At 65.3% G+C, this 25,663-nt stretch carries 22 protein-coding genes, 1 tRNA gene and 1 pseudogene; 6 read left to right on the top strand and 18 right to left on the bottom strand.

What is annotated here, in order from left to right; translation table 11 throughout:
* Window positions 1-346 precede the first annotated feature (346 nt).
* From BLV04_RS18010 to BLV04_RS17970, 7 genes and pseudogenes are all read right to left on the bottom strand, one after another.
* Window positions 347-1,015, bottom strand: a complete 669-nt coding sequence (locus BLV04_RS18010; protein WP_093035445.1) for a YceH family protein — start codon at window positions 1,013-1,015, stop codon at window positions 347-349.
* The gene (locus BLV04_RS18005) at window positions 1,012-1,488 is read right to left on the bottom strand and encodes a bis(5'-nucleosyl)-tetraphosphatase (RefSeq protein WP_093035442.1); all 477 of its coding nucleotides are present in this window, start codon (window positions 1,486-1,488) and stop codon (window positions 1,012-1,014) included. The genes BLV04_RS18010 and BLV04_RS18005 overlap by 4 nt, the downstream gene beginning before the upstream one ends.
* Window positions 1,485-3,866 (bottom strand): tRNA(Met) cytidine acetyltransferase TmcA, encoded by a 2,382-nt coding sequence (locus tag BLV04_RS18000; RefSeq protein ID WP_093035440.1) that lies wholly within the window; start codon window positions 3,864-3,866, stop codon window positions 1,485-1,487. Before BLV04_RS18000 ends, BLV04_RS18005 begins: the two co-directional genes overlap by 4 nt.
* Window positions 3,867-4,808: 942 nt before the next feature.
* Window positions 4,809-5,384, bottom strand: a complete 576-nt coding sequence (locus BLV04_RS17990; protein ID WP_093035434.1) for an amidohydrolase family protein — start codon at window positions 5,382-5,384, stop codon at window positions 4,809-4,811.
* A gap of 362 nt (window positions 5,385-5,746) precedes the next feature.
* A complete protein-coding gene (locus BLV04_RS17985) occupies window positions 5,747-6,511 on the bottom strand; it encodes a protein-L-isoaspartate(D-aspartate) O-methyltransferase (protein WP_093035431.1) in 765 nt (254 codons plus the stop codon).
* 386 nt (window positions 6,512-6,897) lie between these two features.
* Window positions 6,898-7,691, bottom strand: a pseudogene (locus tag BLV04_RS17975) (arsenic resistance protein); the annotation flags it as partial.
* Window positions 7,692-7,808: 117 nt separating this feature from the next.
* Window positions 7,809-7,883, bottom strand: a tRNA-Val gene (locus BLV04_RS17970).
* 252 nt (window positions 7,884-8,135) lie between these two features.
* On the opposite strand from BLV04_RS17970, the gene BLV04_RS17960 reads away from it, so the two are divergent.
* Window positions 8,136-9,578 carry a DUF294 nucleotidyltransferase-like domain-containing protein gene (locus BLV04_RS17960; protein ID WP_093035425.1) on the top strand — a complete coding sequence of 481 codons (1,443 nt, stop codon included), beginning with the start codon at window positions 8,136-8,138 and terminating at the stop codon, window positions 9,576-9,578.
* A gap of 193 nt (window positions 9,579-9,771) precedes the next feature.
* On the opposite strand, the gene pyk is transcribed toward BLV04_RS17960, so the two are convergent.
* The 5 genes from pyk to BLV04_RS17935 form a co-directional block, all read right to left on the bottom strand.
* Complete coding sequence (pyk, locus tag BLV04_RS17955; RefSeq protein WP_093035422.1) at window positions 9,772-11,220, bottom strand: pyruvate kinase; 1,449 nt, start codon at window positions 11,218-11,220, stop codon at window positions 9,772-9,774.
* 273 nt (window positions 11,221-11,493) lie between these two features.
* Complete coding sequence (locus tag BLV04_RS17950) at window positions 11,494-12,099, bottom strand: flavin reductase family protein (protein WP_093035419.1); 606 nt, start codon at window positions 12,097-12,099, stop codon at window positions 11,494-11,496.
* Between the two features lie 32 nt (window positions 12,100-12,131).
* Window positions 12,132-12,422 carry a polyhydroxyalkanoic acid system family protein gene (locus BLV04_RS17945; protein WP_093035416.1) on the bottom strand — a complete coding sequence of 97 codons (291 nt, stop codon included), beginning with the start codon at window positions 12,420-12,422 and terminating at the stop codon, window positions 12,132-12,134.
* A 42-nt stretch (window positions 12,423-12,464) separates the two neighbouring features.
* Complete coding sequence (locus BLV04_RS17940) at window positions 12,465-12,854, bottom strand: cupin domain-containing protein (protein WP_093035413.1); 390 nt, start codon at window positions 12,852-12,854, stop codon at window positions 12,465-12,467.
* Complete coding sequence (locus BLV04_RS17935) at window positions 12,851-13,567, bottom strand: transposase (RefSeq protein WP_093035410.1); 717 nt, start codon at window positions 13,565-13,567, stop codon at window positions 12,851-12,853. Before BLV04_RS17935 ends, BLV04_RS17940 begins: the two co-directional genes overlap by 4 nt.
* A 177-nt stretch (window positions 13,568-13,744) precedes the next feature.
* On the opposite strand from BLV04_RS17935, the gene prfB reads away from it, so the two are divergent.
* The 3 genes from prfB to BLV04_RS17920 all read left to right on the top strand — a co-directional run bounded on the left by prfB (window position 13,745) and on the right by BLV04_RS17920 (window position 17,113).
* Window positions 13,745-14,843, top strand: a protein-coding gene (gene prfB, locus BLV04_RS17930) for a peptide chain release factor 2 (RefSeq protein ID WP_139191959.1) whose coding sequence is annotated in 2 segments (ribosomal slippage) — window positions 13,745-13,819 and window positions 13,821-14,843 — 1,098 coding nt in all. Because the reading frame shifts where the segments join, the coding sequence is not laid out codon by codon here.
* Window positions 14,844-15,060: 217 nt separating this feature from the next.
* On the top strand, window positions 15,061-16,599 hold the full coding sequence (gene lysS, locus BLV04_RS17925; RefSeq protein WP_093035404.1) for a lysine--tRNA ligase: 1,539 nt from the start codon (window positions 15,061-15,063) through the stop codon (window positions 16,597-16,599).
* Window positions 16,600-16,807: 208 nt separating this feature from the next.
* Window positions 16,808-17,113, top strand: coding sequence for a hypothetical protein (locus BLV04_RS17920; protein ID WP_093035401.1), 306 nt, complete (start codon window positions 16,808-16,810; stop codon window positions 17,111-17,113).
* Window positions 17,114-17,438: 325 nt separating this feature from the next.
* Here the strand turns inward: BLV04_RS17920 and BLV04_RS17915 are convergent, their stop codons facing one another.
* The 6 genes from BLV04_RS17915 to BLV04_RS17890 form a co-directional block, all read right to left on the bottom strand.
* A complete protein-coding gene (locus BLV04_RS17915; protein WP_093035398.1) occupies window positions 17,439-17,903 on the bottom strand; it encodes a LexA family protein in 465 nt (154 codons plus the stop codon).
* A gap of 48 nt (window positions 17,904-17,951) precedes the next feature.
* Entirely contained in the window at window positions 17,952-20,828 is a 2,877-nt protein-coding gene (locus BLV04_RS17910; protein ID WP_093035395.1) for a DUF349 domain-containing protein, read from the bottom strand.
* Between the two features lie 243 nt (window positions 20,829-21,071).
* Window positions 21,072-21,923, bottom strand: coding sequence for a hypothetical protein (locus tag BLV04_RS17905; RefSeq protein WP_093035392.1), 852 nt, complete (start codon window positions 21,921-21,923; stop codon window positions 21,072-21,074).
* Between the two features lie 55 nt (window positions 21,924-21,978).
* Window positions 21,979-22,611, bottom strand: a complete 633-nt coding sequence (locus BLV04_RS17900; protein ID WP_093035464.1) for an MBL fold metallo-hydrolase — start codon at window positions 22,609-22,611, stop codon at window positions 21,979-21,981.
* A 252-nt stretch (window positions 22,612-22,863) separates the two neighbouring features.
* Window positions 22,864-23,100 (bottom strand): HP1242/YdcH family protein, encoded by a 237-nt coding sequence (locus BLV04_RS17895; protein WP_093035389.1) that lies wholly within the window; start codon window positions 23,098-23,100, stop codon window positions 22,864-22,866.
* A 191-nt stretch (window positions 23,101-23,291) separates the two neighbouring features.
* The gene (locus BLV04_RS17890; RefSeq protein ID WP_093035386.1) at window positions 23,292-23,807 is read right to left on the bottom strand and encodes an OmpH/Skp family outer membrane protein; all 516 of its coding nucleotides are present in this window, start codon (window positions 23,805-23,807) and stop codon (window positions 23,292-23,294) included.
* Between the two features lie 271 nt (window positions 23,808-24,078).
* Here BLV04_RS17890 and BLV04_RS17885 point away from each other — a divergent pair, with 271 nt between their 5' ends.
* Both BLV04_RS17885 and BLV04_RS17880 read left to right on the top strand, forming a co-directional pair.
* Window positions 24,079-24,621, top strand: a complete 543-nt coding sequence (locus tag BLV04_RS17885; protein WP_093035383.1) for a DUF2058 domain-containing protein — start codon at window positions 24,079-24,081, stop codon at window positions 24,619-24,621.
* A 112-nt stretch (window positions 24,622-24,733) separates the two neighbouring features.
* Entirely contained in the window at window positions 24,734-25,474 is a 741-nt protein-coding gene (locus tag BLV04_RS17880; RefSeq protein WP_175534685.1) for an NYN domain-containing protein, read from the top strand.
* The last annotated feature ends 189 nt before the right edge of the window (window positions 25,475-25,663 follow it).

Genomic DNA, 25,663 nt, shown 5'->3' with positions numbered 1-25,663 from the left:
CGGAAGACGTGAGACTTAAACCCTTGATGGATTAGGCTGCTTGTGACCCATGCGGACCCATGCGAACTACCTATCAGCGGACACCCTCTCCGCCAGATTTTTCAGGCGGTTATCCGTTGCTCAAAGTCGTCGTTCGACCGGCTGCGGCTTTGTCCGTCCCGGAACCTCTCGCTACGCGCCATCATTCCCCTCCTTGTCTGTGTGGCCGTTTTACGTGCGGTGCGCGGCATGGCGTGAAGCCTCGATATATTCGAACAATTCGGGCTAAAAACCGAAACCCGATTGCTGCGCGCGAAGGACGCCGATCTCCCGATCGAGATTCGCGGTCGCTGCTTCGCATCTTCGCTCAGCGCTGATCTTCAAGACCCGTCAGGGACCAGAGTCGGTCGATCTCGGCACGCAGCTCTGCGACCTCGGCCTCCAGCGCCTCGATGCGGGCGCTGCGGGTCGGCTCGCCGCTCGCTGCGTGAGCGGACTCCGGTATGTCCTCGATCTTGGGTCGACCGCAGAGGAGGTGGGCAAAACGCTCCTCACGTTTTCCGGGCTGGCGCGGCAGCTCGACGACGAGCGGGCGGTCGCGCTCGGCCATGCCGTGCAGCGTCCTGGTGACCTGCTCGAGATCTTTGAAGTCAGCCAGACGTGCGGTATTGGTCCGCAGCTCGCCGGTCGTCTGAGGGCCGCGCAACATCAGGGCACACAGCAGCGCATGCTCTTCTCGGCTCAGCAGGAAGGTGCCGACGATCTTGTGGTCGTAGCGCTCGGTGCGCCCCGAAAGACTGGCGTAGATGAGGCCGCGGTCGCGCAATTGGTTGACCACGTGGCCGACCTCGCCGGGGGTCATGTTCATGACGGGATGGCGGGCGCTCTTCTGATTGCATGCGCTGACGAGGCTGTTGAGGGTCAAGGGGTATTGGTCGGGCGTGGTGCGCTGCTTCTCCATGAGGCAGCCGAGGACGCGTGCTTCCGCCGGGGTCAGCATGGCATCGGAGGTTTCGGATTCGAGCTCGATCGTCATGGTAGGCGGCTCTCTGGTGGTCGGTTGACGGACCCGGCGGCCGAGGCCTCGGGCGATTCGCCGATGCGTTGTGCGGCCCAGTCCAGGACGGCGCGTACGCGATCGTTCAGGAGCGTATTCGCCTCCTCTAGGGTGACCCAGCGAAACTCTTGGTGCTCGGGAAATCCCAGCTGCGGGTTGATCCCGAGCGCTACGTCACCGCGCGGTGACTCAGCCAGATAATAACGCGCGATCTTGCCGCGACCGTAGGGCGGCGTTTCCACGAAAGGAGTTCCCCATCGGAAATCCAGGTCGAGCAGCCCCGTTTCCTCGGTGACCTCGCGCCGTGCGGCGTTCAACGGGTCCTCGCCGGGCTCGGTCTCGCCCTTGGGGAAATCCCAGTAACTGTAGCAGCGCAGAATCAGGAAGCGCATCTCGGATCCGACGCGACGGACCGGAACGACGCCGGCGGAGAGGATCTGTCGGCGTTTCATTCGGCACGCTCGCGCATTGCGGGTTTGATCGCGATTGATGGCGACGCGGCGTCTTGGTTGGCTGTCGCGAGGGGCAGGGTTTCGGTCGGATCGGAGCGCAGCGCGTCGGCTGCGCGTCGGATGCGGGTCAGGATTGCGTCCTGACCGCTCGCGCCGAAGCGGCCCGCCAACTCGTTCGGGCAGTGGAGCTGGCGGGCGGCTGCGATCAAAAGCGCGGCGTCTGCGGCGGCGATGCGTCCGGCTCGGAAACTGGATCCGAGTCGGCGCCGGACGAGCTCCGCCAACAGCGGGAGGGTGGCGTCCAGCGAGCGATGGCCGTTGATGAAGCCGCAAAGCTCATGATCTGCGATCGTGTCTTGGGATTGAGCCCCGGGTGGGTCGGGCTCGGTGCGGATCGCGGCGACGAGCGCGACGACGGTGACGGGGTCAAGTGTGCGCAGCGGACCGGCCAGCAGCACCGGGAGCCGTGATTCCAGGCGTGCCTCGGCCCCTGCCGCAAAGCGCCGACCGTGCGCGTTGAGACGGCGCAGCACGACAAGTGCGTGCTCGCCGCTCGCGGCATTCCTGCTTGTGCCCATCTGGACCGGACGAAATCCACAGCGGTCCCAGAAGCGGATCAGGCCGGGGGTTGCGCCGAAGCTCGCACCGAGGAGGTCCACGCCCTCGGCGCGACCGTCGCGCGCGAGCCGGCGCAGCAGTCTGCGGCCGAGACCGCGGCGCGCGAGCGCCGGATGGACGGCGATCCTGATCACGCGCAGGTAGCGCAGGGCAGGGGCCTCGGCAAGTCCGGCATGCGTCGACAGTGTCTGTGGGAGCAGGTGGCCGCGCGGACGGCGTCGCCCCATGAAGATCGCCTCGCACAAGGCGGGATCGGCGAAGCCGCCTTCCTCCGCGGCGAGCAGGGTGGCGACGACCTGATGGCGCCATCGCAGCGCGTAGATGCGGACGTTCGGGCCGTCCAGCAGCATGCGCAGGTCCATCGGCCGGGTCTGGTAATGCGCGAGAACGAGCAGGCCGAAGAGCTCGCGCAGGGTCTTCTCGTCACGGACCAATGCGTCGCGGTCGAGGCGCTCGCAGCGGATATCGGCGGGGTCGGCTTCGCTCAGGTCCTCCGCCGTGGCGGGGGCGGCGTCGAGCAGCAGGGCACGGAAGGTCAGGGCTTCGAGCGGATCCCCGGGCGCCCAGCGGATGGGTGTCTCCAGCGAGACCTCGCGCCAACTCGGAGTGAGCCGATCCAGGGTGTCGCGGAACCGCACGTCGAAGCCGCGCCCCGTCCCCTCGTAGCCGTGGACCGTGGTCGCGAAGACGACGCGCGGGTAACGGGCGAGCAGGGTCTCGAGGATGGGTGCGGGGATGCCGGCGGCCTCGTCGATCAGGAGCAGATCAGCCGTCGGTGTTTCCGCGGCGAGATCGGCAGGGGAGACGAATGCGAGTGAGCCCGCTGCACGACCCTGACCGGCTCGATCTGCCTTAGGTGGCGTCGTCTTGTGCGGCGTCGTCCCGGTCTCCGCGTCCGGGGCGGAGGTCCCAATATGGCCGCCCAGCACGGCAGCGGCGTGCTTGAAGAGCGCGTCGGCCGCCAAGCGGCGCGGTGCGGTCACGAGGATGCGGAGCGGTCGCTCGCCTAAAAGGCGGCCGGCGGCGAGGCCCAAGGCGGCACTCTTGCCGCGCCCGCGGTGCGCTCGGATGACGAGCGGGCGGCGTGCACGGCCATGCGCGACCGCGAGGACGGCCGCGATGGCGCGATCCTGGTCCGATGTGGCGGGTTCGGCGGGTTCGGCGGGGTCTGGGTCGCTCTCTGCGGAGGTCCGCCCGGAGTCGTTCGACTCCCGCGTGACGCCTGAGCTGTCCGAGACGAAGCTCTGCGCGCTCGAGATGCTGCCTGCAGCAGCTTGCGCAAGATGGATCAGACCTGGGCCGGAGCCGAGAAGCCTCGCGAGCCGGCGCAGGAAGCGGCCGCCGACCGATGCTGCCGTATTCGGCCAAACGGCGATGCGCTCGGCCTGCGGGTCGACGAGATCGGGCCAGTCGGCCAATGGCGGGGTCAACAACAGCAGGAGACCGCCTCCGCGAATCGCCCCGGTCGCCGCGCCGAAACCATCGGGGTCGAAGCCGCAATGGGCGTCGTAGACCAAGAGATCGAGATCGCTGCCGAGCAGGCGGTTCGCGCACTGAAGTGTTAGAGCGGTATCCGACAGCTGTCGCTCTGTGAGCCAGGTCGGAACGAGCTCAGGCAATGCTGCGACGGCGCGCAGTGCATGTGTGGCGGTCCATTCCGCACATCCGCTCAACAGCAAAGTCCTGCGTTGCCCGGCCTCTTGCGCTTGTCCTTGCAGGGAGCGGGCGATGACTTCGATTCGGAGATCGACGGTGCACACTGAAGAAACTCCCTCAAAGATCGCCGCGCATGTCCCTGCCGACAGGACGAACGGGCAAGCACATCTTACCGGATCACCGGGTATCGGTGCGGAATCCTCGATGAGGTCGCTCGATTCCTGCCAAGCATCGGGCGGTCCTCGGAGGTCCTTGGCCTGGATTGCCCATCGCGCGAAGCCGGCACGCTTTCCGGTCTTTCAGACGTATGCCGGTACGGAGGCCGATGCGGTCGCGATCTACTCGCAGATTCAGGCCATCCGACGGATCTGGCGATCCTCGCGGCACTCCCGGATCAGGATGAGAATCTGTCGCCCGCGTTTTTGGTGTTCGCGCTTTCGGGACTGATCTCTCCGATGGCCGACGTCGTCTTTGACTGGACGAAAGGCGGTTGGAGCGCCATCGGGGCTTGGCTCTGGCGTTCTCGGGGCCAACCACAGGCACCTGAACCCGCAGGATAACTCGGCTCCGGCGCCGAGAGCGACGATTCTCTGGCGCCTTGACAGGGCAAGGTGAAAGGCTATTGTCAGCGCACGTCGTTCGATATCGACAACAACAGCTCCACCAGCTATCGCATACGAGCGATACCTTGAATGTCGCCGGATCGGTTTTTCCCGGTGGAGAAGGGAGCTTGGATGCGACGAAAACCGCAATCGGCGTTGCCGTGAATTTCGGTTGCCTTACCGCACATTCGATGACCGGGCCCAACCGGGATTCATTCCTGGCCAGATTCAGACGACCGCAGAGGAGCTGCCGCTCGAGGTCGCGAACCGGCTTGTCGTGCGAGTGCCTGAATTGAATAGGGGCAACCGACGGATTCGGTGTCGTCGGCCTCGGCCGATCGGGAATTGCCGTCGATGAGCCGAGGTCGGGGCCGGCAAGGCCATGATCTCGGCCTCGCCGGTCTTGCACCTCGGCCGAGGTAGGCTCATTCGGAGGCTTGAGGATCAGGGAGAATCTGACGCTCCCGGCAGGGTGTTTCGATAAACTCGGCCGGCCTTCATGATCAACCGCAACCCGTGCTGAGGTTCGGTCAGCATCGACAAGTCACGGGTCGGGTCGCCCTCGACCACGAGCAGGTCTGCCCACGCGCCCGGAACCAGCTCGCCGAGACTACCTTCAAGGCGCAACAGGCGAGCGGCCTCGATAGTGGCGCTTTGCAGCACCTCTTCGGGTGACATGACGCCGAGTCGCAGGTTGAATTCGCCGGACTGGTTGGCGTGCATCTGTCCGAGGAGGTCGCTGCCGAGCACGATGGGCACCCCTTCGGCACGCGCGATTGCCAGCGACTCGGTGCCGCGGCGCTGCACGACCGCCAGCTTCTCCAGCATCGCCGGTGACCAGCCCAGCCCACTGCCTTGCGCCGCCAGCGCCGCGTAGGTCGAGAGCGTCGGAACCAGAAAGGCACCACGGCTCTTCATCAGCCTTGCAGTGGCCTCGTCGATAAGGTTGCCGTGCTCGATCGAGCGCACGCCGGCCTGCACCGCCCGTGTCACCGCGCGCGGCGAGTAGGCGTGTGCCATAAATAGAGGTTGGCAGCCTCGGCCTCCTCGCAGGCGGCGCGAAGCTCGTCGACCGAGAACTGTGTGCCTTCGAGCGGGTCGCTCGGGCTAGCGATACCGCCCCCGCCATGATCTTGATCTGGTTTGCATCGTTAAGCACCTGCTCGCGCACGGCGCGTCGGACCTCGCCCACGCCGTCGGCGATGGCGCCGATCAAGCCAAGCCCCGCGCATGAGCAAAACATCATCCCTCACGCGCACGCCACGCGGGCGCATGTCGGCGTGCCCGCCGGTCTGTCGCGTTGCGGATTACCAATCGTTCAGCCATAACGGACCTTTTCGCGTCGGAGCAGTCGATCGCCTGCCGGAGAGGCCTGCGGTGCCTCAGTCGCCCAAGGGCCCGGTCACCGGCACGAAACGCACCGGCAGGAGGTCGCGGCGGCGTAGGCCGCCGTCCTCGTCCTTGTCGAAGATGGCGAGCTGCTGAACGCTGCTTGTCTCGCCGATCGGCATCACCAGACGGCCACCGGGTTTGAGCTGAGCGATCAGATGGTCTGGAATCGTTGGCGCGGCAGCGGTCAGGATGATGCCGTCGAACGGAGCGGCCTCGGGCCATCCGAGCCAGCCGTCGCCGGCGCGGACCTGAACCTGTGGATAGCCGGCGGCCTCCAAGTTCGCGACGGCTCGCTCTGCCAGCTCCGGGACGATCTCGACCGAATAGACCTCGACGCCCATATCGGCCAGCACGGCGGCCTGATACCCGGACCCGGTGCCCAGCTCGAAAACCCGGTCGCCCGGGCCGACATTGAGCAGCTGGCTCATGATGGCGACGATGTAGGGCTGAGAGATCGTTTGCCCGCCGCCGATCGGCAGGGGGTGATTGGCGTACGCCAAGGCGCGTTGGGCACTTGGCACGAAGGCGTGGCGAGGCACCCGAAGCATGGCCTCGGCCACCCGAGGATCGAGTCGCGCGAAACCCAGCTCCGGGCCGGTCATGCGGACCTCGGCCTCGATCTTCTCGACGAGTCGTTGACGTTCCGCGGTCATGTCGTCATCCGATGCGCAGGCGTTGACCGTCGCGACCAGACAGAGTCCGACGGCGAGGAGTAACCCGTCGAGTGAACGGAACGGGCCTCGGCGGTCGGTCATTTGAACAGATCCTCCGCGGCTCGTTTCAGCGACTCCGGGTCGGTCGCAGTGCTCTGCGTCTCGCCGGCTTGCGGCGAGTGGGATCGCAGCAGGGGCTGGAACCAGTCGCAGAAATTGGCCCGATCCTTCGCAATGACGCGATCCACCATCGGCTCCCGACACTCGTTGGGGCGTCCCGGCGCGTAATGCCGACAGTTGCGACAGCAATGGGTCGGCTTGTCGCATCTCGGGCAGCGCAGCTCGCGCCCGTATTCGAGCTTAGTCAGTCCCTGTCCGCAATTCCAGCAATGTCCTCTGATCTCCTCGCCCATGATTCGCCTCGGTCCAGCCCCGTGGTCGCGCCATTGTCCGCCGTCTTTCCGAACGCTGCCAGGTCCGCGCGCGTAGGTCGGAATCCCCGGTCGCGTCTCGTACCGGCCTTGCGTGCGTATCACCAGATCCACCACCAGCAGCATCACCGGTACCTCGATCAGCACTCCGACGACGGTGGCGAGCGCCGCCCCGGAGTTGAAGCCGAAGAGTGTGATGGCGGTCACCACGGCGAGCTCGAAGAAGTTGCTCGCGCCGATCAGGGCGGAGGGTCCGGCCACGCAATGCAGGGAGCGCACCGCGCGGTTGAGCAGGTAGGTCAACCCGAGAGCAGCAGGGTGTCCCAGGGCACCGTAATCGCGGCCAACCCGAGCAGGAGTCTGACGATCGGCGCGAAGGCGAACACCATGATGACGTTGTTGAGCGCGACTTGAGTGAGCGTGAAGTGCGGCTCCCCGCGCGAAAGATTGCCCCAGACGAAGACCATCGCCGTGCAGGACGGGGCGTCCAGCAGGGTCAGCCCCGCGATGAAGGAGTCGATTTGCTCGGCCGGCAACCAGGGCCGCAACAGCCCGCCGATGAAGAGCCAGGCGAGCAGGGCGATCGAGAACGGCTTCACCGCCCAGTTGATGAAGAGTGTGACCCCGGCCCCGCGTCAGGGCTCGGTCACGCCCTTGAGCGCCTTCAGGTCGATCTTCAGCAGCATCGGGATGATCACCGGCCAGATGAGCACCGCCACCGGCAGGTTGATCTGTGCGACCTCGATCGCTCCGACGGCCTGGAAGGCGCCGGGCGTCAGGTGACCCAGCCAGATATCGATCAGGATGTAGAGGAACACCCAGAGGGTCAGATAGCGGTCGAAGAACCCCATGGGCAGGCAGTGGTCGTCGTTCGGACCGACCCTGTCTTTGGGTTGTTCGATCTGGGCCCGATTTGGGCCCGGACAAAAAAGCCGGCACGAGGCCGGCTTCTAAGTTTTTGATTGTATTGGTGGGCGCAGGTGGGATCGAACCACCGACCCCTGCCGTGTGAAGGCAGTGCTCTCCCGCTGAGCTATGCGCCCGACTCAGCGGAGCAATTTACCAGGCAAGGTTGGCGCGGTCAACGCCGCCGAGGTGGCGCGAGTCGCCGGTGTCGCTCGCGCGGTCTCGCGTGATCGGGTTCCCCGGGCTAAAGTGGCGTGTGCGGATTCGGTCCCGTCCCGTGGGATCGATCCATCTCACGAATGCATCGGATCGCGGATGGAGCGCTTTGCGATCCAACGCACACCTCCACCGTCGATGCAGTCGTCAAAATCACTCGCTATCGAGGCCCAATGTCCGCTGATAATGTGTTTTTCGTTCCCGTCAGGGATTTGTGTCAACGCGATGTCGTGACCTGCGAGCAGGATGAGTCGCTGGTCGTCGCCGCGGGGATGATGAGCGAGCGAAACATCTCGAGTATCGTCGTGTGCTTGGACCAGGTTCCGGTCGGCATGGTGACGGATCGCGACCTTCGCAACAAGGTCGTGGCACGGGGTCGGGATCCCGGCGAGCTGCGTGTAAGCGACATCATGAACAGCCCGCTGGTGACGATCGGCGAGGACGATTACCTCTTCGAGGCGCTCCATCTGATGAGTCGGCGGCGAATCCACCGGCTGTGCGTGGTGGATGGGGACGGTGCGCTCTGCGGGATCGTCACGGATTCCGACGCGTTGCGGCTGCAAAGTCGCTCGCCCCAGCAGTTGATGAAGGAGATCGAGGAAGCGGCGGGGATCGATGATCTCAAGGTTCTGCACGCGAAGCTGGAGAAGCTCGTCGTACACTTGGCGGGCACGGGGGTGGCGACCAAGGATCTGGTACAGACGGTCGCGCATCTGAACGACCGCATCCTGATCCGTCTGATCGAGCTGGTGCGCACCGAGCGCTACCCCGATCTTACTGACCGCTTCGCCTTCCTCGCGCTGGGGAGCGAGGGCCGGCAGGAGCAGACGCTCTCGACCGATCAGGACAATGCGATCGTCTATGCAGACGATCTGACGGCGGACGAGCGCGAGCGCCTGGCGGCCTTCAGTGTCGACCTCATCGACCATCTCATCGGGATCGGCGTGCCGGCGTGCCACGGCGGCATCATGGCGAAGAACGAGGCATGGCGGCGTAGTCTGTCCGAGTGGAAGCGTGTTCTCGAGAGATGGCTGCGGACCCCGTCGCCCGAGAATATCCTCTCGGGCAGCATGTTCTTCGATCTTCGTACCCTTTACGGAGACGCGAGCTTCGAGGCCGACCTGAAGGCCCACATCACGGCGCAGTTGCGTGCGAATAATCTGTTTTTGGCACACAGCGCCGCCAATGCGGTCGGGTTCAAGCCGCCGTTGGGGTTTTTCGGGGGGATCAAGCCGGAACGGCATGGGCCGCACCGCGGCAGCATCGAGCTGAAGAAGGCCGGTATCTTTCCGATCACCGAAGGGGTCAAGGCGATGGCCCTGCAGGCGGGCGTCGGCGACGGCGGTACCCGCGGCCGGGTGTTCGGCTTGCGCGAAGCCGGAATCCTGCGTGCCGAGCAAGCCGAGAGTCTGATCGCCGCTCTGGATTTTCTGGTGACCCTGCGGCTGCGCGCGCAGCTGCTCGCGCTCGAGGAAGGCCGCGAGCCGAACAACTATCTACCGCTCGAGCGGCTGAATCGGATCGAAGAAGGACGCCTGAAGCTTGCGCTCGAGGAGGTGGGCCACTTTCAGGGGTTCTTGCGAAGCCGGTTTCATCTCAATCAGATGGGGCGCTGAAGCGAGTTTCGGAGGGAGCTTGCTTGGGTTGCGGGATGGGGCGACGCAGTGCGGGCTCGGTCTTGATGGCGTATGGGTCGAGGGTGAGACGGGGCGACTGAAGCCGCCCCTACAAGCCCCGACATATCGGGAGATACTTTCCCGGAAATCGCCTTACCCGGTCGATCTTGTTGTTGTCTGTTCCCGGCGGTGCTCAATCACAGCGCTGTCCGGACGGCGCCTCCAGTTCCAGGATCTCCATGCGATAGTTTCCGCACGGGTTTTCGATGGTCGGACCCTGGGTCAGCAAGACCAACCCCTCGCGGATCCCGCGCTCGTAAAGCCAGTGACGCACGAAGCTCGACCAGTCTGAGCGGTCGGCCTCGACCTGGATCGGGTGAATGCCGTAGGAGAACTGCAGCGCCTGACAGGTGGCCGTATTCGGGCTGAAGGCGATGATCCAGACCGGGAGCCGGAAGCGCGCGACATTGCGGGGCGTGCTGCCCGTTTGGGTGGGGACTACGACCGCCTGCGGGGCGCTGTCCTTGATGGTGTGGTAGACGCTCGCGGCGATCAGATCGACGGCGCGCATCCGCCCGGAGCCGTGAAAACCGTCCATGGTGCGAACGAAGGGCTGCTTGCTGCGCTCCGGCTCGACGTGGGTGGCGATGCTCGCCAGCATGGCGACGGACTCGACCGGGTAGCGCCCCATCGCCGATTCCGCGGAGAGCATCACGCAGTCGGTCCCGCCCAGGATCGCGTTGGCGACATCGGTTGCCTCGGCGCGGGTTGGGCGGCGGAAGGTCACCATGGATTCGAGCATCTGCGTCGCCGTGATCACGGGCTTGCCGAAGCGATTGGCGAGCTCCGTGATCTGCTTCTGTACCACGGCGATCCGCTCGATCGGGATCTCCACGCCTAGATCCCCGCGCGCGACCATGATGCCGTCGGCGGCGCGCAGGATGGCCTCGAGGTTGTCGAGCGCATCGGCGCGCTCGATCTTGGCGATAATGAAAGGCGCATAGCCGATGGCGTCCGCCGCGCGGCGCACGGCAAGGATATCGTCGTCCGTGGCCACGAAGGACTGACTGACGGCATCCAGCCCGTGCTCGGCGGCGAAGTGAAGCCAGCCGTGGTCGTCGGCGGTGAAGGCGCTGATGCCGAGATCGATACCCGGAAAGTTGAGCCCCTTGCGCGAGCGCAGCTCACCGCCGACACGCACGCTGCAGCGGATCTCCGAGCCCTCGACCTCGAGCACCTTCAGCAGGATGAAGCCGTCGTTGAGGAAGAGCCTGTCGCCCGGCTGCACCGCCGCCGGGAGGTCGAGAAAGCTCATGGAAACACGCGACTTGTCGCCGATGATGTCCTCGGTCGTCAGGGTGAGGATATCGTCGCGCAGCAGCTCGACCGGCTCCTCGGCCAAATCGCCGATGCGCATCTTGGGGCCGGGCAGATCGCCCATGATGGCGACGCGACGCCCGGTGGCTTCCGCGGCTTCGCGAATGCGGCCGATCAGGGCACTATGATAGAGCGGGTCGCCGTGCGAGAAGTTCAATCGGGCGACGTTCATGCCGGCCTCGATCAAGGCGCGGAGCATCTCGGGCGAATCCGACGCCGGGCCGATCGTCGCGACGATCTTGGTCTTGTGGTTGGGCAGTTGCATGTCTGGGTCTCGTACTGCTGGAGGGATTCGTGCTCGGGCGGTTCGGTCGAGGCTTCGGGCGCGCCCGAGCCGAGCATGGCCGGATGGTCGTCATATAAGCATAACCTGCGCCAGATGTCAGATCGCGATCCGGTTGGGATGGCTACTCGTGCGCGGGCTGCTCATGGGGTCAGGCGGGCTGGACGCGACGCCGATGGTCGAGCACGTGATTACCCGCGGCGGATGTCGTTATACCGACGCACTGTGATGTTTGTGTGTCTGAACGACGCCGCCTTACGCGTATTCACAAGACCGACGCCAGGCGAGGATCGCCGCTCGGTCGGTCTCTTGATCCTGCGCATAGAGGCGTTTGAGCTCGGACCGATCGGCCTCGGGCGCGTCCCGCAGGAGACCGGCAACCGTCAGCAGTGGGCCGCGGCGCAACACCGCGCCTGCGGTGACCTCGGCGAGGTAGGTGGTGCGGTCGCCGATGTCCATGCGCGCTTCGACCCGACAGTCCATCCAGGACATGGCCCCCTCGATCAATGGCGCGCCCGCGGGTGTTTGGCGCGGCGGCAGGTCGGCGAGCTTGTCGACCCGGTGTCCCGAGGCGAGCCCGAAGCGGCGAACGCTCGCGATGTCGTCCGCTGCGAGCAGATGCAGCGCGAAGGAGCCGCTTGCCTCGATCAGGCCCCAGGTGTGATGGTGCTGGGCGACCGCGACGAGCATGCGCGGGATCTCGTAAACGATGGATGCGCGGGTTGCGGCGGTGGCGATGAAGCCGCCTCGACGCGCTCCGTCGCACGCGGTGACGAGCCAGAGGGGCGGATCGTAGAGATGAAAGACCTCGTTGATCGCGTTGAGCTGGGCTGGGCTTTGGTCGTGTACCTCGGGTCTCATGTCACGTCAGCCGGCCGCTACGCAGGGACACGTCAGACCGACGGGAGGCACGGAACCAGGCTGTCGAGCTTCTCGGTAATGCTCTGCTCGATCCGATCTTTGAAGGGCCTGAGCAGGAATCCGAGCGAGACCTCGAGGATCAGCAGTGTCTCGGTCACCTCGACACAACCGCTTGCGCCCGGCCGCGTGAAATCGAGCCGATTGCCGTCCCACGCGCACCGGGCATCGAGCTCGTCGACGAGCAGATAGGCGAGGGCCTCGACCTGGTCGAGCGCCTGATCCAGGCCCAGTGTGTGCGTGCGTTCAATGAAGATGTCGGCCATGCCGCTATTGTTGGTCCGCGTCGGGAGTCGGTCAAGGTCAGGTCAACGCGGCACGTCGGTCTCGATGTCCAGATAGGCTTCGGGCACGAAGCGAGGCGTACAAATGGCCATGAAGACGAGGTCTGCTGCGCCGGTGTTGGCGATGCGTTGGCCCTGATCGGCGGGGATGTAGACGAGGTCGCCCGGTCCGACGACTCGCGGCGTGATCCCTTCCACCTCGACGCGTCCCGTGCCCGAGAGGATGAGATAGCGCTCCGCGATTCCGGCGAGACGATGCAGGCGTGTCGTGACGCCGGGCTCGACCCTCGCGCGGGCGACGGACACGGCCGGGTCGTCCGCGCGATTCCAGGTCTCGAGGATGAAGCAGCCTTCGTCCGTGAAGTATTCGTCCGCCTCGCGTGGCGAGTGGATCAGTCCGAGTGTCCGCGTCATGCGCGCCCCGTCGCTCGTCGATAGGCGGCAGAGCGTCGGTCGCCGCCGCGTTGACGCGGCAGGGCGCGCCGGTTCAGCGCCGTCTCGATCGACTCGCAGTAGGCTTGATCCCCGAGTACCCAGGCCTTGTTGGTGGCATCCCGGATCCGGGTCAGGAGGGCCTCGTCCAGGGGTTGCTCGGCCTGCGCCGCATAGGCGGCGCGGCGCGCCTTCGCACTGCGCCCGAGGCGCTCGTATTCCGCGTGCGCCGTGACCAATGGGTCGTCGTCGCCCCGCGCGTTGGCCCCGTAGCTCGACCACCCGTAGTCGCCGACGCTCTTCACCAGCCCGGCACGCACCGGGTTGGCTTCCACGTAGTGGCAGACCGGCAGCAGAAAGTGTTTGGGATCAAGCAATGTCGCACGGTAGCGTCCTTCCCAGAGGGTACCGGTACGCTGGTAACGGGCGTTGAAATGCTGGACATAGTAACGCCCCACGTATTGCATCAATTTGCCGACGCCATTGTCCAGGTGCGGCGTGAGCAAGAGGTGGAAGTGGTTCGGCATCAGCACGTAGGCATGTAATTCGCATCCGAACTTCTCGGCGGCAGCCCCGATCTTTTCCCAGAGGAACCAATAGTCTTCTTCCTCGTACAGGATGCGCTCGTGGTTGTTGCCGCGCTGGATGACATGCTGCGGATAGCCGGGGAGGACGAATCTGGGCAAGCGTGCCATGGTTAGGGTCGGAGCCGGTTGGTTGACCTGATTCCAAGTATAGAACCGTTTTGGAAATGCTGCGGGTCCGAGCGCCTCGGCCGATCGATGGTCCGGGGCGGAGGCCGGGCGGAAGATGGCGACACGCTCGCCTCGGGGCGGGCGTATACTTGCAGATTTTTCCGGACGGAGTCGAAGATGCTCGACATCAACCCGATCGCTTACCAAATCAGTGACCTCAAGGGACGTGTCGAGTCCCTTAGGGGGTATCTTTGACTACCCGGAACGCAAAGAGCGTTTGACGGAAGTCCTGCGCGAGCTGGAAGACCCCAAGATCTGGAACGATCCCGAGCGCGCGCAGGCCCTCGGGCGCGAGCGTGCGACGCTCGAAGCCATCGTGCTCACGATCGACGAACTCACGACCGGCCTCGTCGATGCCGACGATCTGCTGGCGATGGCCGCCGAGGAGCAGGACGAGGACACGCTTGCTGCAGTCGCGAAGGATCTGGAACGCCAGGAATCCCAAGTCGCCGAGCTTGAGTTTCGCCGCATGTTCGCCGGCGAGATGGACGCGAAGAACGCCTATGTCGACGTCCAGGCCGGATCGGGCGGGACGGAGGCGCAGGACTGGGCCGAAATGCTGTTGCGCATGTATCTGCGCTGGGGCGAGCGCCGCGGCTTCAAGACCGAGCTGCTCGAGGTCTCGCCCGGCGAGGTCGCGGGCATCAAGTCGGCGACCATCCAATTCTCGGGCGACTACGCCTTCGGCTGGCTGCGCACCGAGACCGGCGTGCATCGCTTGGTGCGCAAGTCGCCGTTCGACTCGGGCAACCGGCGCCATACCTCCTTTGCCGCCGTCTTTGTCTCGCCCGAGGTCGACGACACCGTCAATATCGAGATCAACCCGGCGGATCTGCGCATCGACGTCTATCGCGCGAGCGGCGCGGGCGGTCAGCACGTCAACCGGACCGAGTCCGCCGTGCGCATCACCCACAATCCGACCGGGATCGTGGTCCAGTGCCAGACCGATCGCTCTCAGCACAAGAACAAAGACCACGCGATGAAGCAGCTCAAGGCCAAACTCTACGAGCTCGAGATGCAGAATCGGCGTGCCAGTCAGCAAGCGATCGAAGACACCAAGTCGGACATCGGGTGGGGCAGTCAGATTCGCTCCTATGTCCTGGACCAATCACGTATCAAGGATCTACGGACCAACGTGGAGATCGCCAACACTCAATCGGTGCTGGACGGGAATCTGGATCCCTTTATTGAGGCCAGTCTGAAGAGCGGCCTTTGAACCGAGTCCGAGATTGAACCGCGTCCAAGTGCATTCTGAAGCCTTGGTGGCGGCCGTGGCGTCGTGGTCTCCAGGGGGCTCCGAGCTGACGCGGTTCAAGATATTAAACACTTAAGAACTTAAACCGCTTCTGCGACGCGCGTTGGCGTGTGGAGCACTCAACGATGCGACGACATGAGCGTGTTGCGAAGGAAGCGGTTTTAAGGGGAGCAGGGCGATGAGCGAGCAAGATCGGAACACCACTACGGCGGCGTCGAACGAGGACGCAGTCGACGAGCACAAGCTGATCGCACAGCGCCGCGAGAAGCTCTCGCAGTTGCGCGCCCAAGGCCCTGCGTTTCCCAACGATTTTCGCCGCGATGTGGTTGCGGGTGAGCTGCTGGCCGAATACGGCGAGCATGAGCCCGAGGCGATCGAAGCGCTCGGGTTGCGCGTGAAGGTCGCCGGCCGGCTAATGAGCCGGCGGGTCATGGGCAAGGCGAGCTTTGCGCATGTGCAGGACATGTCCGGGCGCATCCAGCTCTTCGTCCAGCGCGACCTGATCGGCGAGGACGCCTACGCCGTCTTCAAGCGCGACTACGATCTGGGCGACATCCTCGGCGCCGAGGGTCTGCTGTTCAAGACCAAGACCGGCGAGCTGTCGATCAAGTGCGACAGCATTCGCTTGTTAACCAAAGCGTTGCGTCCGCTTCCCGAGAAGTTCCATGGTCTGACCGACATGGAGAGCCGCTACCGCCAGCGCTATCTCGATCTCATCATGAACGGCGGCACGCGCGAGACCTTCCGCATCCGCACCCGGGTCATCCAGTTCATCCGCGACTATCTGAACGCCCGCGGTTATCTGGAGGTCGAGACCCCCATGATGCAGGTGATCCCGGGCGGTGCGGTCGCGCGTCCCTTCATCACCCATCACAACGCCTTGGACATGCAGCTCTTTCTGCGCATCGCACCCGAGCTGTTTCTCAAGCGCCTGGTGGTCGGCGGTCTGGAGAAGGTCTACGAGATCAACCGCAACTTCCGCAACGAGGGGCTCTCCACGCGTCACAACCCCGAGTTCACCATGCTCGAGTTCTACGAGGCGTACGCGGACTATCGCGATCTCATGGACCTGACCGAGAACATGCTCCGCGAGATGGCCGAGCAGGTTCTCGGTCGCACGCTGATCCACTATCAAGGCGAGGACTACGACTTCGGCCAACCCTTCGCGCGCATGACGGTCCGCGAGGCGATCCTGCATTTCAATCCGGACCTCGAACCGGCGGATGTCGACGACCTCGACCGCGCTCGCGCCGTGGCCGCCCGGCTGGGGAGTGCGGCCAAGCCCGGCTGGGGTCTCGGCAAGCTCCAGATCGAGCTGTTCGAGCACACCGCCGAGCACCGGCTGATGGCCCCGACCTTCATCACCCAGTACCCGACCGAGGTCTCCCCGCTGGCGCGGCGCAACGACGACAATCCCTTCGTCACCGACCGCTTCGAGTTTTTCGTGGGCGGGCGCGAGATCGCCAACGGCTTCTCGGAGCTGAACGACGCCGAGGATCAAGCCGATCGCTTCCGCCAGCAGGTCGCCGAGAAGGAAGCCGGGGATCTCGAGGCCATGTATTTCGATGCGGACTATATCCGCGCCTTGGAGCACGGCATGCCGCCGACGGCAGGCGAGGGCATCGGCATCGACCGCCTGGTCATGCTCTTCACCGACTCGCCCTCGATCCGCGATGTCCTGCTCTTTCCGCACATGCGCCCGGAGGCCGGCGGCTGAGTCGAGTGGACCGGCCCTGTCCGCCGGCTCGCGGCGATTTCTCCGCAAGCTTGCCGGCGATCCGATGCCGCCCGTCTCGGCTTATCCTCACGCGGACTGGGAGATCGGCGGGCCAGCAGTCGATCCAGCCAAACCAGTGTTTCGCGCGGCATCGCCGGATGTCGCGCTCCTGACGGTCGATGAAACCGACGCGGGATGGAGGAAGCCTATGAACCGAATTGCAGGAACCGCGTGGCGCATGGCGTTGCTGATCGTCGCCGTGACCCTGGCCCCGCTCGCGTACGCCGACACCGAGATTTGGACGCCAATTCCGGGCACCCGGACCCCCGACTACGGTGGTCCGCTCCTGATCGAGCGCGACGGCATCGTCTACCCGGCAATCAAAGGCACCCGAACCCCGGACTACGTCTCATCCGATCGCCTGATCATCCGCGACGGCAAGGTCTACAACGCTATCCCCGGGACCAACACACCCGACTACGGCTCGGAGCAACGTCTGCTTAGAAACCGCTGAGCCGCGGATGCTCCGTATCTTTGCCATCGCATTCAGATGAATGATCCATCGCGCGGTTGTGCCGAGCGAGAACGAGGCACAACATCCTCGCTGGGGCTCGAGGTTTGTCGTCCTGGTTATCGCGGATCGTCTCCAGTGCGACAGACAGCCTAGGTCACCCTTTTGAGGGCTTGAGCTTGGGAGAAACTCGATGTTGGGTTTGTTGCGCTATCTGACCAATTTGGCGTTCTGGGCGCTCATCGCGTACATCGGTCTATTGCTCGCCATCGCCTTGATCCTCTGATGACAGCTTGATGCGCCCGAAGCCGCACGGACGCGGTCGCCGTCACGCGGACATGAGCACCACGCCCGAGACGACGCCGAGGATCTCGATGTCGCCGTCGTGCATGATCAGCGGAGCCATGTCGGGATTGGCGGGCTGGAGGCGGATGCGGTCGATCTCGGCGTAGAAGCGTTTGAGGGTGACGCGTTCGCCGTCGATGCGTGCCACGACGGTTGTGCCGGTTTCGGCTGTAGGGCGAGGGTCGACGATGACGATGTCGCCGTCGTGGATGCCGTCTTCGACCATGGATTCGCCGCGCACGCTCAAGGCGTAGGCCCCGGGGCGGGTCAGGTCCGTGGGGACGACGATGGTTTCGGGGTCTTCGAGATACTCGATCGGCGCTCCGGCGCTGACGCAGCCGAGCAAGGGCAGCTCCACTCCGGGGTCTTCGCTCGGATTGCGCGGGTCGAGCGCCGGATTCCAGGTGCGGTGCCGGCGTTTGTAGAGTCGGGAATCGGAGTCATCCATCGAGGGCATCCGGGGCGGATTCTGCGTCTTGGCCGCTGCGCGGTCGTGTCACGCCGTCGCCGCGCCGGGCTCTCGGGCGAGGGCTTGGCGGATGCGCTCGAAGCGGCTGTCGAGGCCGGCGGAACGCGGTGCGGGCCCGCAGAGATACCACTCTTTGAGGAGTCGGGCACTGCCTTGCAGGGGGTCCTCCTCGCCGTCGACCATGCGCTCCGTCAGGCGTGCGACTTGGAACTCCAGGCGCTGTTGGGCGAGCTCGGGCGGGGTTTCGACACCGGTGAGGATTTCGAGCTGTAGACAGAGTTGGCTCAGGCGTGCGGCGTTGGCGTCGTAGCGGCGGCGCAGCGTGGCGATCTGCTCGGGGTCGCGTGCGGCGGCGAGTGCGGACGAGAAGCGCGCTGCGATGGCCTGCTGGATATCGCTGTCTTGTTGCTGCGGGAGATCCGCCCAGGCCTGCTCGGCCGCTTCGGGGTCGAGCGGGGCGTCGGTTTCTCCGAGGAGTCCGAGCTCGAGGCGCTCGCACAGCTCGGCTTGGCGTTGCAGCAGATCGAATGCACCTCGACGCTGTTGGTCCTCGCAGTCGCGCAGATGCAGCTTGAGCGCCTCGCGGGTCTCGCGCCAGCGTTCGTTGAGCGGGCCGGCGCTCTGGCGCGGGATGGGCAGGGACTGGGCATCGTCCCAGCGCCGCTCGAGCTCGCGCAGCTCGGCGCGCAGTCGTTTCGGATCCTGCTCGGCGCGGGCGAGTGCGGTTGCGTCGGTGCAGATGGTCTCGCGTGTGGCGAGATGCTCCTTCATCTCGTTGGCATGCGCCTGGTGCAATGCGGCGCGACGCTCGAAGATGGCGTCGCAAGCGCTGCGGAAGGTCTGCCAGAGCTTGTTCTCGTCCTTGTGGCGCGCCGGCACGGTGGTGTGCCACTCGCGTTGGAGTGCCTTGGTCTGCTCGATGGCGGCGTCCAGATCAGGCTCCTCGACCAAGGCTTCGACCTTGGCGATCAGCGCGTGCTTCATCGCTTGATTGCGTTTGCGCTCCCCGTCCAGGCGGCGATCGAGCTGTTTGAGCGCTTGGCGGAAGCGCCCTTCGAGCGCCTTGAAGTGGCGCGGGTCCACCGGTCCGATGGAGGCCCAGGTGTGGCGGGTCTCGCGCTCGGCGCGCAGGACGCGTTTCCAGTCGATGCGCTCCCAGTCGACCTTGGAGAGGAAGTCTTCGATCTGGTTGCAGACGGACTCGCGCGCGGCGCGGTTGGCCTCGCGCTCGGCCGCTTGGGCGTCGAGGTAGGGGCGACAGCGCTCTTGGACGGCGTCGCACGCCTTGTGGAACCTCTCGGCGACGGCGGGGCTGGCGCGCGGCCCGGTCTTCTCCAGGCCCTTCCAGTCCAGGCGCATCGTGTGCAGTCGCTCGCTCAGGGCTTGTAGGGGCAGGTCGGCTTCGATGAGCTGCTCCATCTCCTCGCAGAGTCCGTCGCGATGCTGATCGGCACCCCAGCGGCGCCAGTGTTGAAGGTCGCGCAGGCGCGGCGCGAGCAGATGCAGGCGGGCGGCTATCTCCTCGGCTGCGCCCTTGGGCAGGGCGCTGGCCTCGACCAGATCCAGTCCGGCACGCAGGCTTTGAAAGAGCGGGTCGGCCTTCTTCAGCTCGCCGTCGGCGAGGTGTTTCTCCAGCTCGGCGAGTTTCTCGGGAAGCTGCTTCAGGCGATGCTCGGCGTTCTTGCGCTGTGTCTTGGTGCGTAATTCGACGCGCTCGACGAGGGCCAGGAAGGCCTCGGTCTCGGCGGTCGCGGGGAGCTCGGCGGCGAGTGCGCGCGCCTGCTCGATGAAGGTCTTGGTCGCGCGAAGGTCGAGCGGCTTGGGCTCGTCGAGGAGCTTCTGGGCCCGATTGCTCGACTTGTGCAGCTGCGATAGGCGTTTGCGCTGATCGCCCAGGGCGGTGCGCGCGGCTTCGGCCGCGTCCATGAGCGTGCGATAGCGCTGGTCTAGCGGTCTCTGGCGCTGCGGCGGGAGGGCGTCGAGGGCGTCCCAGGTGGCGGAAACGCGCTCGCAAAGGGCACGAATCTCCGGCTCGGCGGCCAACGCCGGTGCCTCGGACAGGGCATCGAGGAGGGCGAGGCGTTCGGCGTGCAACGAGTCGTGCGCCTCTTCTGCGGCGACCCGGGCAGCGGTCTCGCGGGCGTGACCGCCGTAAGCCTGGATGAAGCGGTCTCTGGCGGTCTCGTAGCGCATGCGCCAGTCCGGTTCGGCCTCATCCCGGATCTCGGCCCATTGGCGGTCGAGATGATCGAGAATGGCGCGATCCTGATTCCATTGCTCGAGCCGACCGAGACGCTCGGCCTTTTGGCAGAGCTCTTCGGACAGGGCACGCACCCGCAGCGGGCGCTCTTCGCGCTCGGCGATCAGGCGCAGCTTCTCGCGTGCGCTGCGGTAGACGTTCTTGTCGCGCTTGCCGATCTGGCGCACCACCTGCTCGAGCGCGTCCTTGGTTTCGATGCGCTCGACGGCGGCGCCGCGGTTGGCCGCGAGCGGATCCTGGACCGCGCAGAGCGCGAGCACCTCGGGAGACTGCAGCCGCTCGATCGCGGCGCGACGCACCTCGGGGGCCAGCCCTTGGATGGCGACCTGCTCGAGGATGCGCGCGTCGTCGACGTGCGACAGCTCCGCGACCCGCGCATCGACGCTCACACCGTCAGGGGTGAGCTCGGCCGGCTGGGTCCCGCACAGAAGATGTCGATAGCGGGCGGCGGCGATCTCGCGCACGCCGGCGTCGGTGTCGTCGGCGACGATGAGGCGAAGATGGGACAGCCCGACCAGTTTGCGGGTCGCCTCGCGCCGCACCGCAGGGTCTTCATGATTGCGGGCGCGTTCGGCCAGAACCTCCTGGTCTTCCTCTTTGTGTGTATCTTGTCGTTTTTTCTTGAGAAAGCGCTCGAATAGCATGTGATACTCGCCAACCGTTGCCCACGGACCGACCATTGTACTCAGAAACGCGGCCGAACGGCCCGACGACTGTGAACGGCGAGACGACCGACGCGAAGCGACTAGTGCAGCACGCAGATGAGTCGAGACCATTCGTTGTCGCTGTCGTGATCGACCATCGATACGACTACGAGCACGATTAAGACAACGACAACGAAAATGATCTCGGACGGTCTCGGAATCTCTGCACTGCTCCACTAGGAGTCAGCGCTGCGGCAGGACCGCGAGGAGTCGGGCGTCCTCTGCAGGCAGTGCAATCCCGGCGTCCTCGGCGATGAGCCGCAGCACCGGGATGAACGGGTATCCCGTCCCGGTCTCGGCCTTGGTCTCGAAGCATGCCTCGTAGGCGTCGGCGATGCGCCGAACGAGGCGACGCGCCGTCTCGCCGATCGGGTCGTCCGGATGCGCGGCCGCCGCCGGTGCGGATGTGGCGGCCGAAGAAGCGACAGGGGGGGAGCCGAGCTGTGCGTCGAGGAGGAATGAGGCGGCCTCGGCGATGCGCTCGACCTCGCGACAGAGCGCGTCCAGATAGGCTTGGTCATGGACTCGGTCGAAGGGGTCGGATGCGCGCAGCCGGCCGGTGATCGCTTCGCGGGATCGGTCGTCGAGCGCTCCGATCTCCCGGACGAGCAGACGCGCCGTCTCCGCGAGGGCCGAGTGCGGGGCGCTCGGGTTCGGGGTCGGCTCGGCGGCCGGATTTGCAGACGGCTGCGCGGTCGGGCGTGCGTCCGGCGCGGATGCGATGGCAGGTTGCGCGGCGGCGCGGGTTTCCTTCGTGGGCGCACGACAGCTCGCGATGCCGTACTCGACGGCGGCGGCGAACAACTCGCGGCTTTCCGGATCGCCGACGGCCTGCTCGGTCAGGCACGCGAGCAGTGCGGCGCGCCCTGGCTCGGAGAGTCGGTAGGGTTCGAGAAAATGGGCCTTCTTGGCGCGCTTGAGCGCGTTCTGCGGCGGCGCATCCGGCGGCTCGGCCTGCGGGTTACGCAGCGAGAGGCTGCGCGGCGGACTACTTTTCCGGCCCGGTGTCGGCGTCGGGATGCTTGATTTTCGCATGATGCCGTTCCTTCCGCGGGCGGTTGCCCGGTTGCGGACGTTGCTCGGCGAACGCTTATTCGCGAACGAAAGGGTTGGTGCGTCGCTCCTCGCCCAAGGTCGACATCGGGCCGTGTCCGGGGATGAAGCGTACATCGTCTCCGAGCGGAAACAGGCGCTCCCGGATGGAGTCGAGGAGCTGGCGATGGTTTCCGCGCGGAAAGTCCGTGCGACCGATCGAGCCCTTGAAGAGGACGTCGCCGACCTGTGCGAGCTTGTCGTTTGCGTCGAAGAAGACGAGATGGCCCGGCGTGTGACCGGGGCAATGCAGAACCTCGAGGGTCTCCTCGCCGACGGCGATACGCTCGCCCGCGCGGAGCCAGCGGTCGGGCTCGAAGGCGGTCACGGGCGGAAAGCCGAACATCTCGCACTGCTCGGCCAAGGCGTTGAGCCAGAAGGCGTCATCGGCGTGCGGACCCCAGATCGGGATGCCGAGTCGGCGCGAGACCTCGGCGCTGGCGCCGACGTGGTCGAGGTGGCCGTGGGTGAGCAGAACGTATTCGGGTTTCAGCTCGAGCGCTGCGACCTGCTCGAGGATGCGCTCGGCCTCGCCACCCGGATCGACGATGACGGCGGCTCGGGTGCGCTCGCACCAGAGCAGGGTGGTATTCTGCTGAAAGGCGGTGACGGGGATGATTCGAAATTGCACGGGGGTCTGGATCACGCGGTCGGGGCTCGATGTCCGCGCATGGTTTCATCTGGTGTCGGGGTTGTCCAGGATTCGATAGAGACCCGATCGAGAAGCTCGGACGAGATCCCGGCCGCGATGGTCGGCCGATCCATGCAGGGACTAGGGGTAAGCGCGAGACGTTCTTCGTACCGGCGACGGGGCCTCTCGGGTCGGGTTGCCGGCGCGCGAGAAGCCCGGATCAAGGGGCGATGTCGGCAACCCGCTCTGCCCTCAGGAACGCAAAATGGCGTAGAGCGTGTCCTTCAGAACAAGACGTTCCTTTTTGAGCTCCTCGATGGTCTCGTCGGCGACGGGTGTCCCCAGTTCTTCGAGGTCGCGCACCCGGGCGTCGAGTGTGTCGTAGTCGTCCATCAGTCGCGCGAACTCGGCGTTGTTCGAGCGCAGGGCCGAGATCTTCGTTTCGAGATCGGGGAACTCGTGAAGCAGGTCGTGTGATTCGCCAAGCATTGTGTCCGTTCCTCAATAAAGGTGCAGTAACCCGCGCAGTCGTCGCGCCGGCGCTCGTGTGTGGTCGGGGCGGGTCTGGCTCGCCGGGTGCAGGCGCAGCGGCGATCCCGGCTCGATGCTCGAAAATGATACCGCAGCGTCATGGGTCGGACATAGCCCGTTCACGCCGAACGGTCTGCTTGACTGACGCCTTACTTGGTGTTCGCGTCCAGGTGCTTGACGACTTCGGCGGTCAGATCAAGCTTTTCGTCGAGATAGAGGACCCCGGACATCCCGGGCTCGACGACCATGCCGATCTTGTTCTTCTTGGCGACGGCGCTGATGGAGTCGCGCGCCGGGCCGATAATCTCGCGGCTCTTGGCCTGCTGGACCTTCATGATCTCCTGCTGGATGCCGTTCGCCTTCTCCTGGAATGCCGCGATGCGCTTCTGCACGTCGGCCTCCTGCTTGCTGACCTGGTCGGCGCTCATCAGCGGTGCATCACGCTCGAGCGACTGCTGGAGCTTGCGGATCTCCTGCTCCTCGGCGGCCATCTCCTGGCCTCGCGGCTCGAACTCTTCACGCAACTGGTCTTGAAGCCGCTTGCCCAACTTGCTTTCCTCGAGGACTTTTTGCATGTCGACATAGCCCAGCACCTCGGCGGCCAAGGCATGGGTCGGCACGATGATGAACAGGGCAAGGGCGACAAGGAGGGCGGAACGGGACATGAGCAGGACTCCGGGGGTCGATAGAGTGGGGTGAGGCCATACGTGGTCCGCGAGCATACAGCGGCTGGGCCGATCGCGGAACGGCGGCGCGCGCGATTCTAACCCTCGCTCTCGGCCCGTGGAAACCACTCGCGGAAACAACTCGCATGCTTGCGTCGCGGGCGTGCCTGTCGGATCCTGTCGCCCGGCTCGGGCGTTCGGGTATTCACCGATGGTTCGCGGACTTGGACCGGCTCGGCGATCGGCGACATCTTTTTCGGAGATCCACACCGTGGGCAACTCGTTGCAGGACCAATTGCTCAAGGCCGGCTTGGTCGACGAGCAGAAGCTCAAGCAGGCACGTACCACCAAGCACAAGAAGACCAAGCAGCACGCCGGTCCGCGCAGTACGGCCGTCGACAACGAGGCCCGGCTGGCCGCCGAGCGTGCCCGTCGCGAGAAGCTCGAGCGCGACCGCGAGCTCAATCTGCGCCGTCAGGAAGAGGCGGCGTTGCGTGCCGCGGAGAACGAGATTCGCCAGCTCGTGCACACCCACCGCGTGGTGCGGGATCGCGGCGATCTGGCGTTCAATTTCACCGACGGCACGACGCTCAAGCGCATCTACGTCAACAAGGAGCAGCACGCGAAGCTGGTCGGGGGAAGCCTGGCCGTGGTGCGACAGGATGCCTTCTACGAGGTCGTGCCCGCGGAGATCGCCGTGCGGGTGGCGGCGCGCGATGCGAGCCTGGTCCTGGTCCACAACAAGGCCACCGAGGAGAAGGACGCGGACGATCCGTACGCCGACTATCAGGTCCCGGACGACCTCATCTGGTGACGGGCGCCGGTAATGCCGGCCGGTGATGCGATCAGGCGCCGCATTCGTTGAAGAATGCTCCGCCTTGATCGGAATCCACTGAATTCAAAGACCGATTGATAGGAAACCACGGATGTCCGACATCGCCAACCTCAAGCTCGCTGTGCTCATCGATGCCGATAATGCCCAGGCGAGTATCGTCGAGGGGCTTCTCGCCGAGGTCGCCAAATACGGCACGGCCCACGTCAAGCGAATCTACGGGGATTGGACCCTGCCCAATCTGGGCTCCTGGAAGGACACCCTGCTGCGTCACTCGATCCAGCCGATGCAGCAGTTCCGCTACACCAAGGGCAAGAATGCGACCGACGGAGCCATGATGATCGATGCCATGGATCTGCTGTACTCGCGCAACTTCGACGGCTTCTGCATCGTCTCGAGCGACAGCGATTTCACCCGCCTGGCATCGCGTCTGCGCGAATCGGGCATGACGGTCTACGGCTTCGGCGAGCAGAAAACCCCGGAGCCCTTTGTCGCGGCCTGCGACAAGTTCGTCTTCACCGAGGTGCTGCGCGAGGGTGCGGGCGGCGACTCGACGACGCGCAAGAGCGGCAAGGATCTGCAGCGCGACGCCAAGTTGGTCAACCTGCTGCGCGCCGCCTTGGACGGTGCCGCGGACGATACCGGTTGGGCCGGACTCGGCGCCGTCGGCTCGGCGATCGCCAAACGCAGCCCCGAGTTCGACTCGCGCAACTACGGCTATGCCAAGCTCAGCGGACTGCTCAAGGCGATCCAACTCTTCGACATCGAGGAGCGGCAGGTCGGGCGCGGGCCGCACAAGGCGTTGTTCGTGCGGGATCAGAAGTCACCTGCTTAAACCGCGTCCGGTGGGGTATGCGCGGGCTGCGAGTGGGGCTGTGTTGCGCGTATCTACGGCGTTTGAGCGGACGCGGTTTAAGGTGATTTCCGGGAATGCTCATCCCGACTGCGCTGCCATGAAAGGGCCGTAGGTGCGAATTTATTCGCACAGCCCGGGTGGTGGCGGCGCACTTGCCTCGCGATACGG

The sequence above is a fragment of the Thiocapsa roseopersicina genome (genome assembly GCF_900106925.1).
GTDB classification, from domain to species: Bacteria; Pseudomonadota; Gammaproteobacteria; order Chromatiales; family Chromatiaceae; genus Thiocapsa; species Thiocapsa roseopersicina.
Note: the sequence above shows the minus strand (reverse complement) of the source record. Positions and strands in the feature narration are given on the sequence as shown.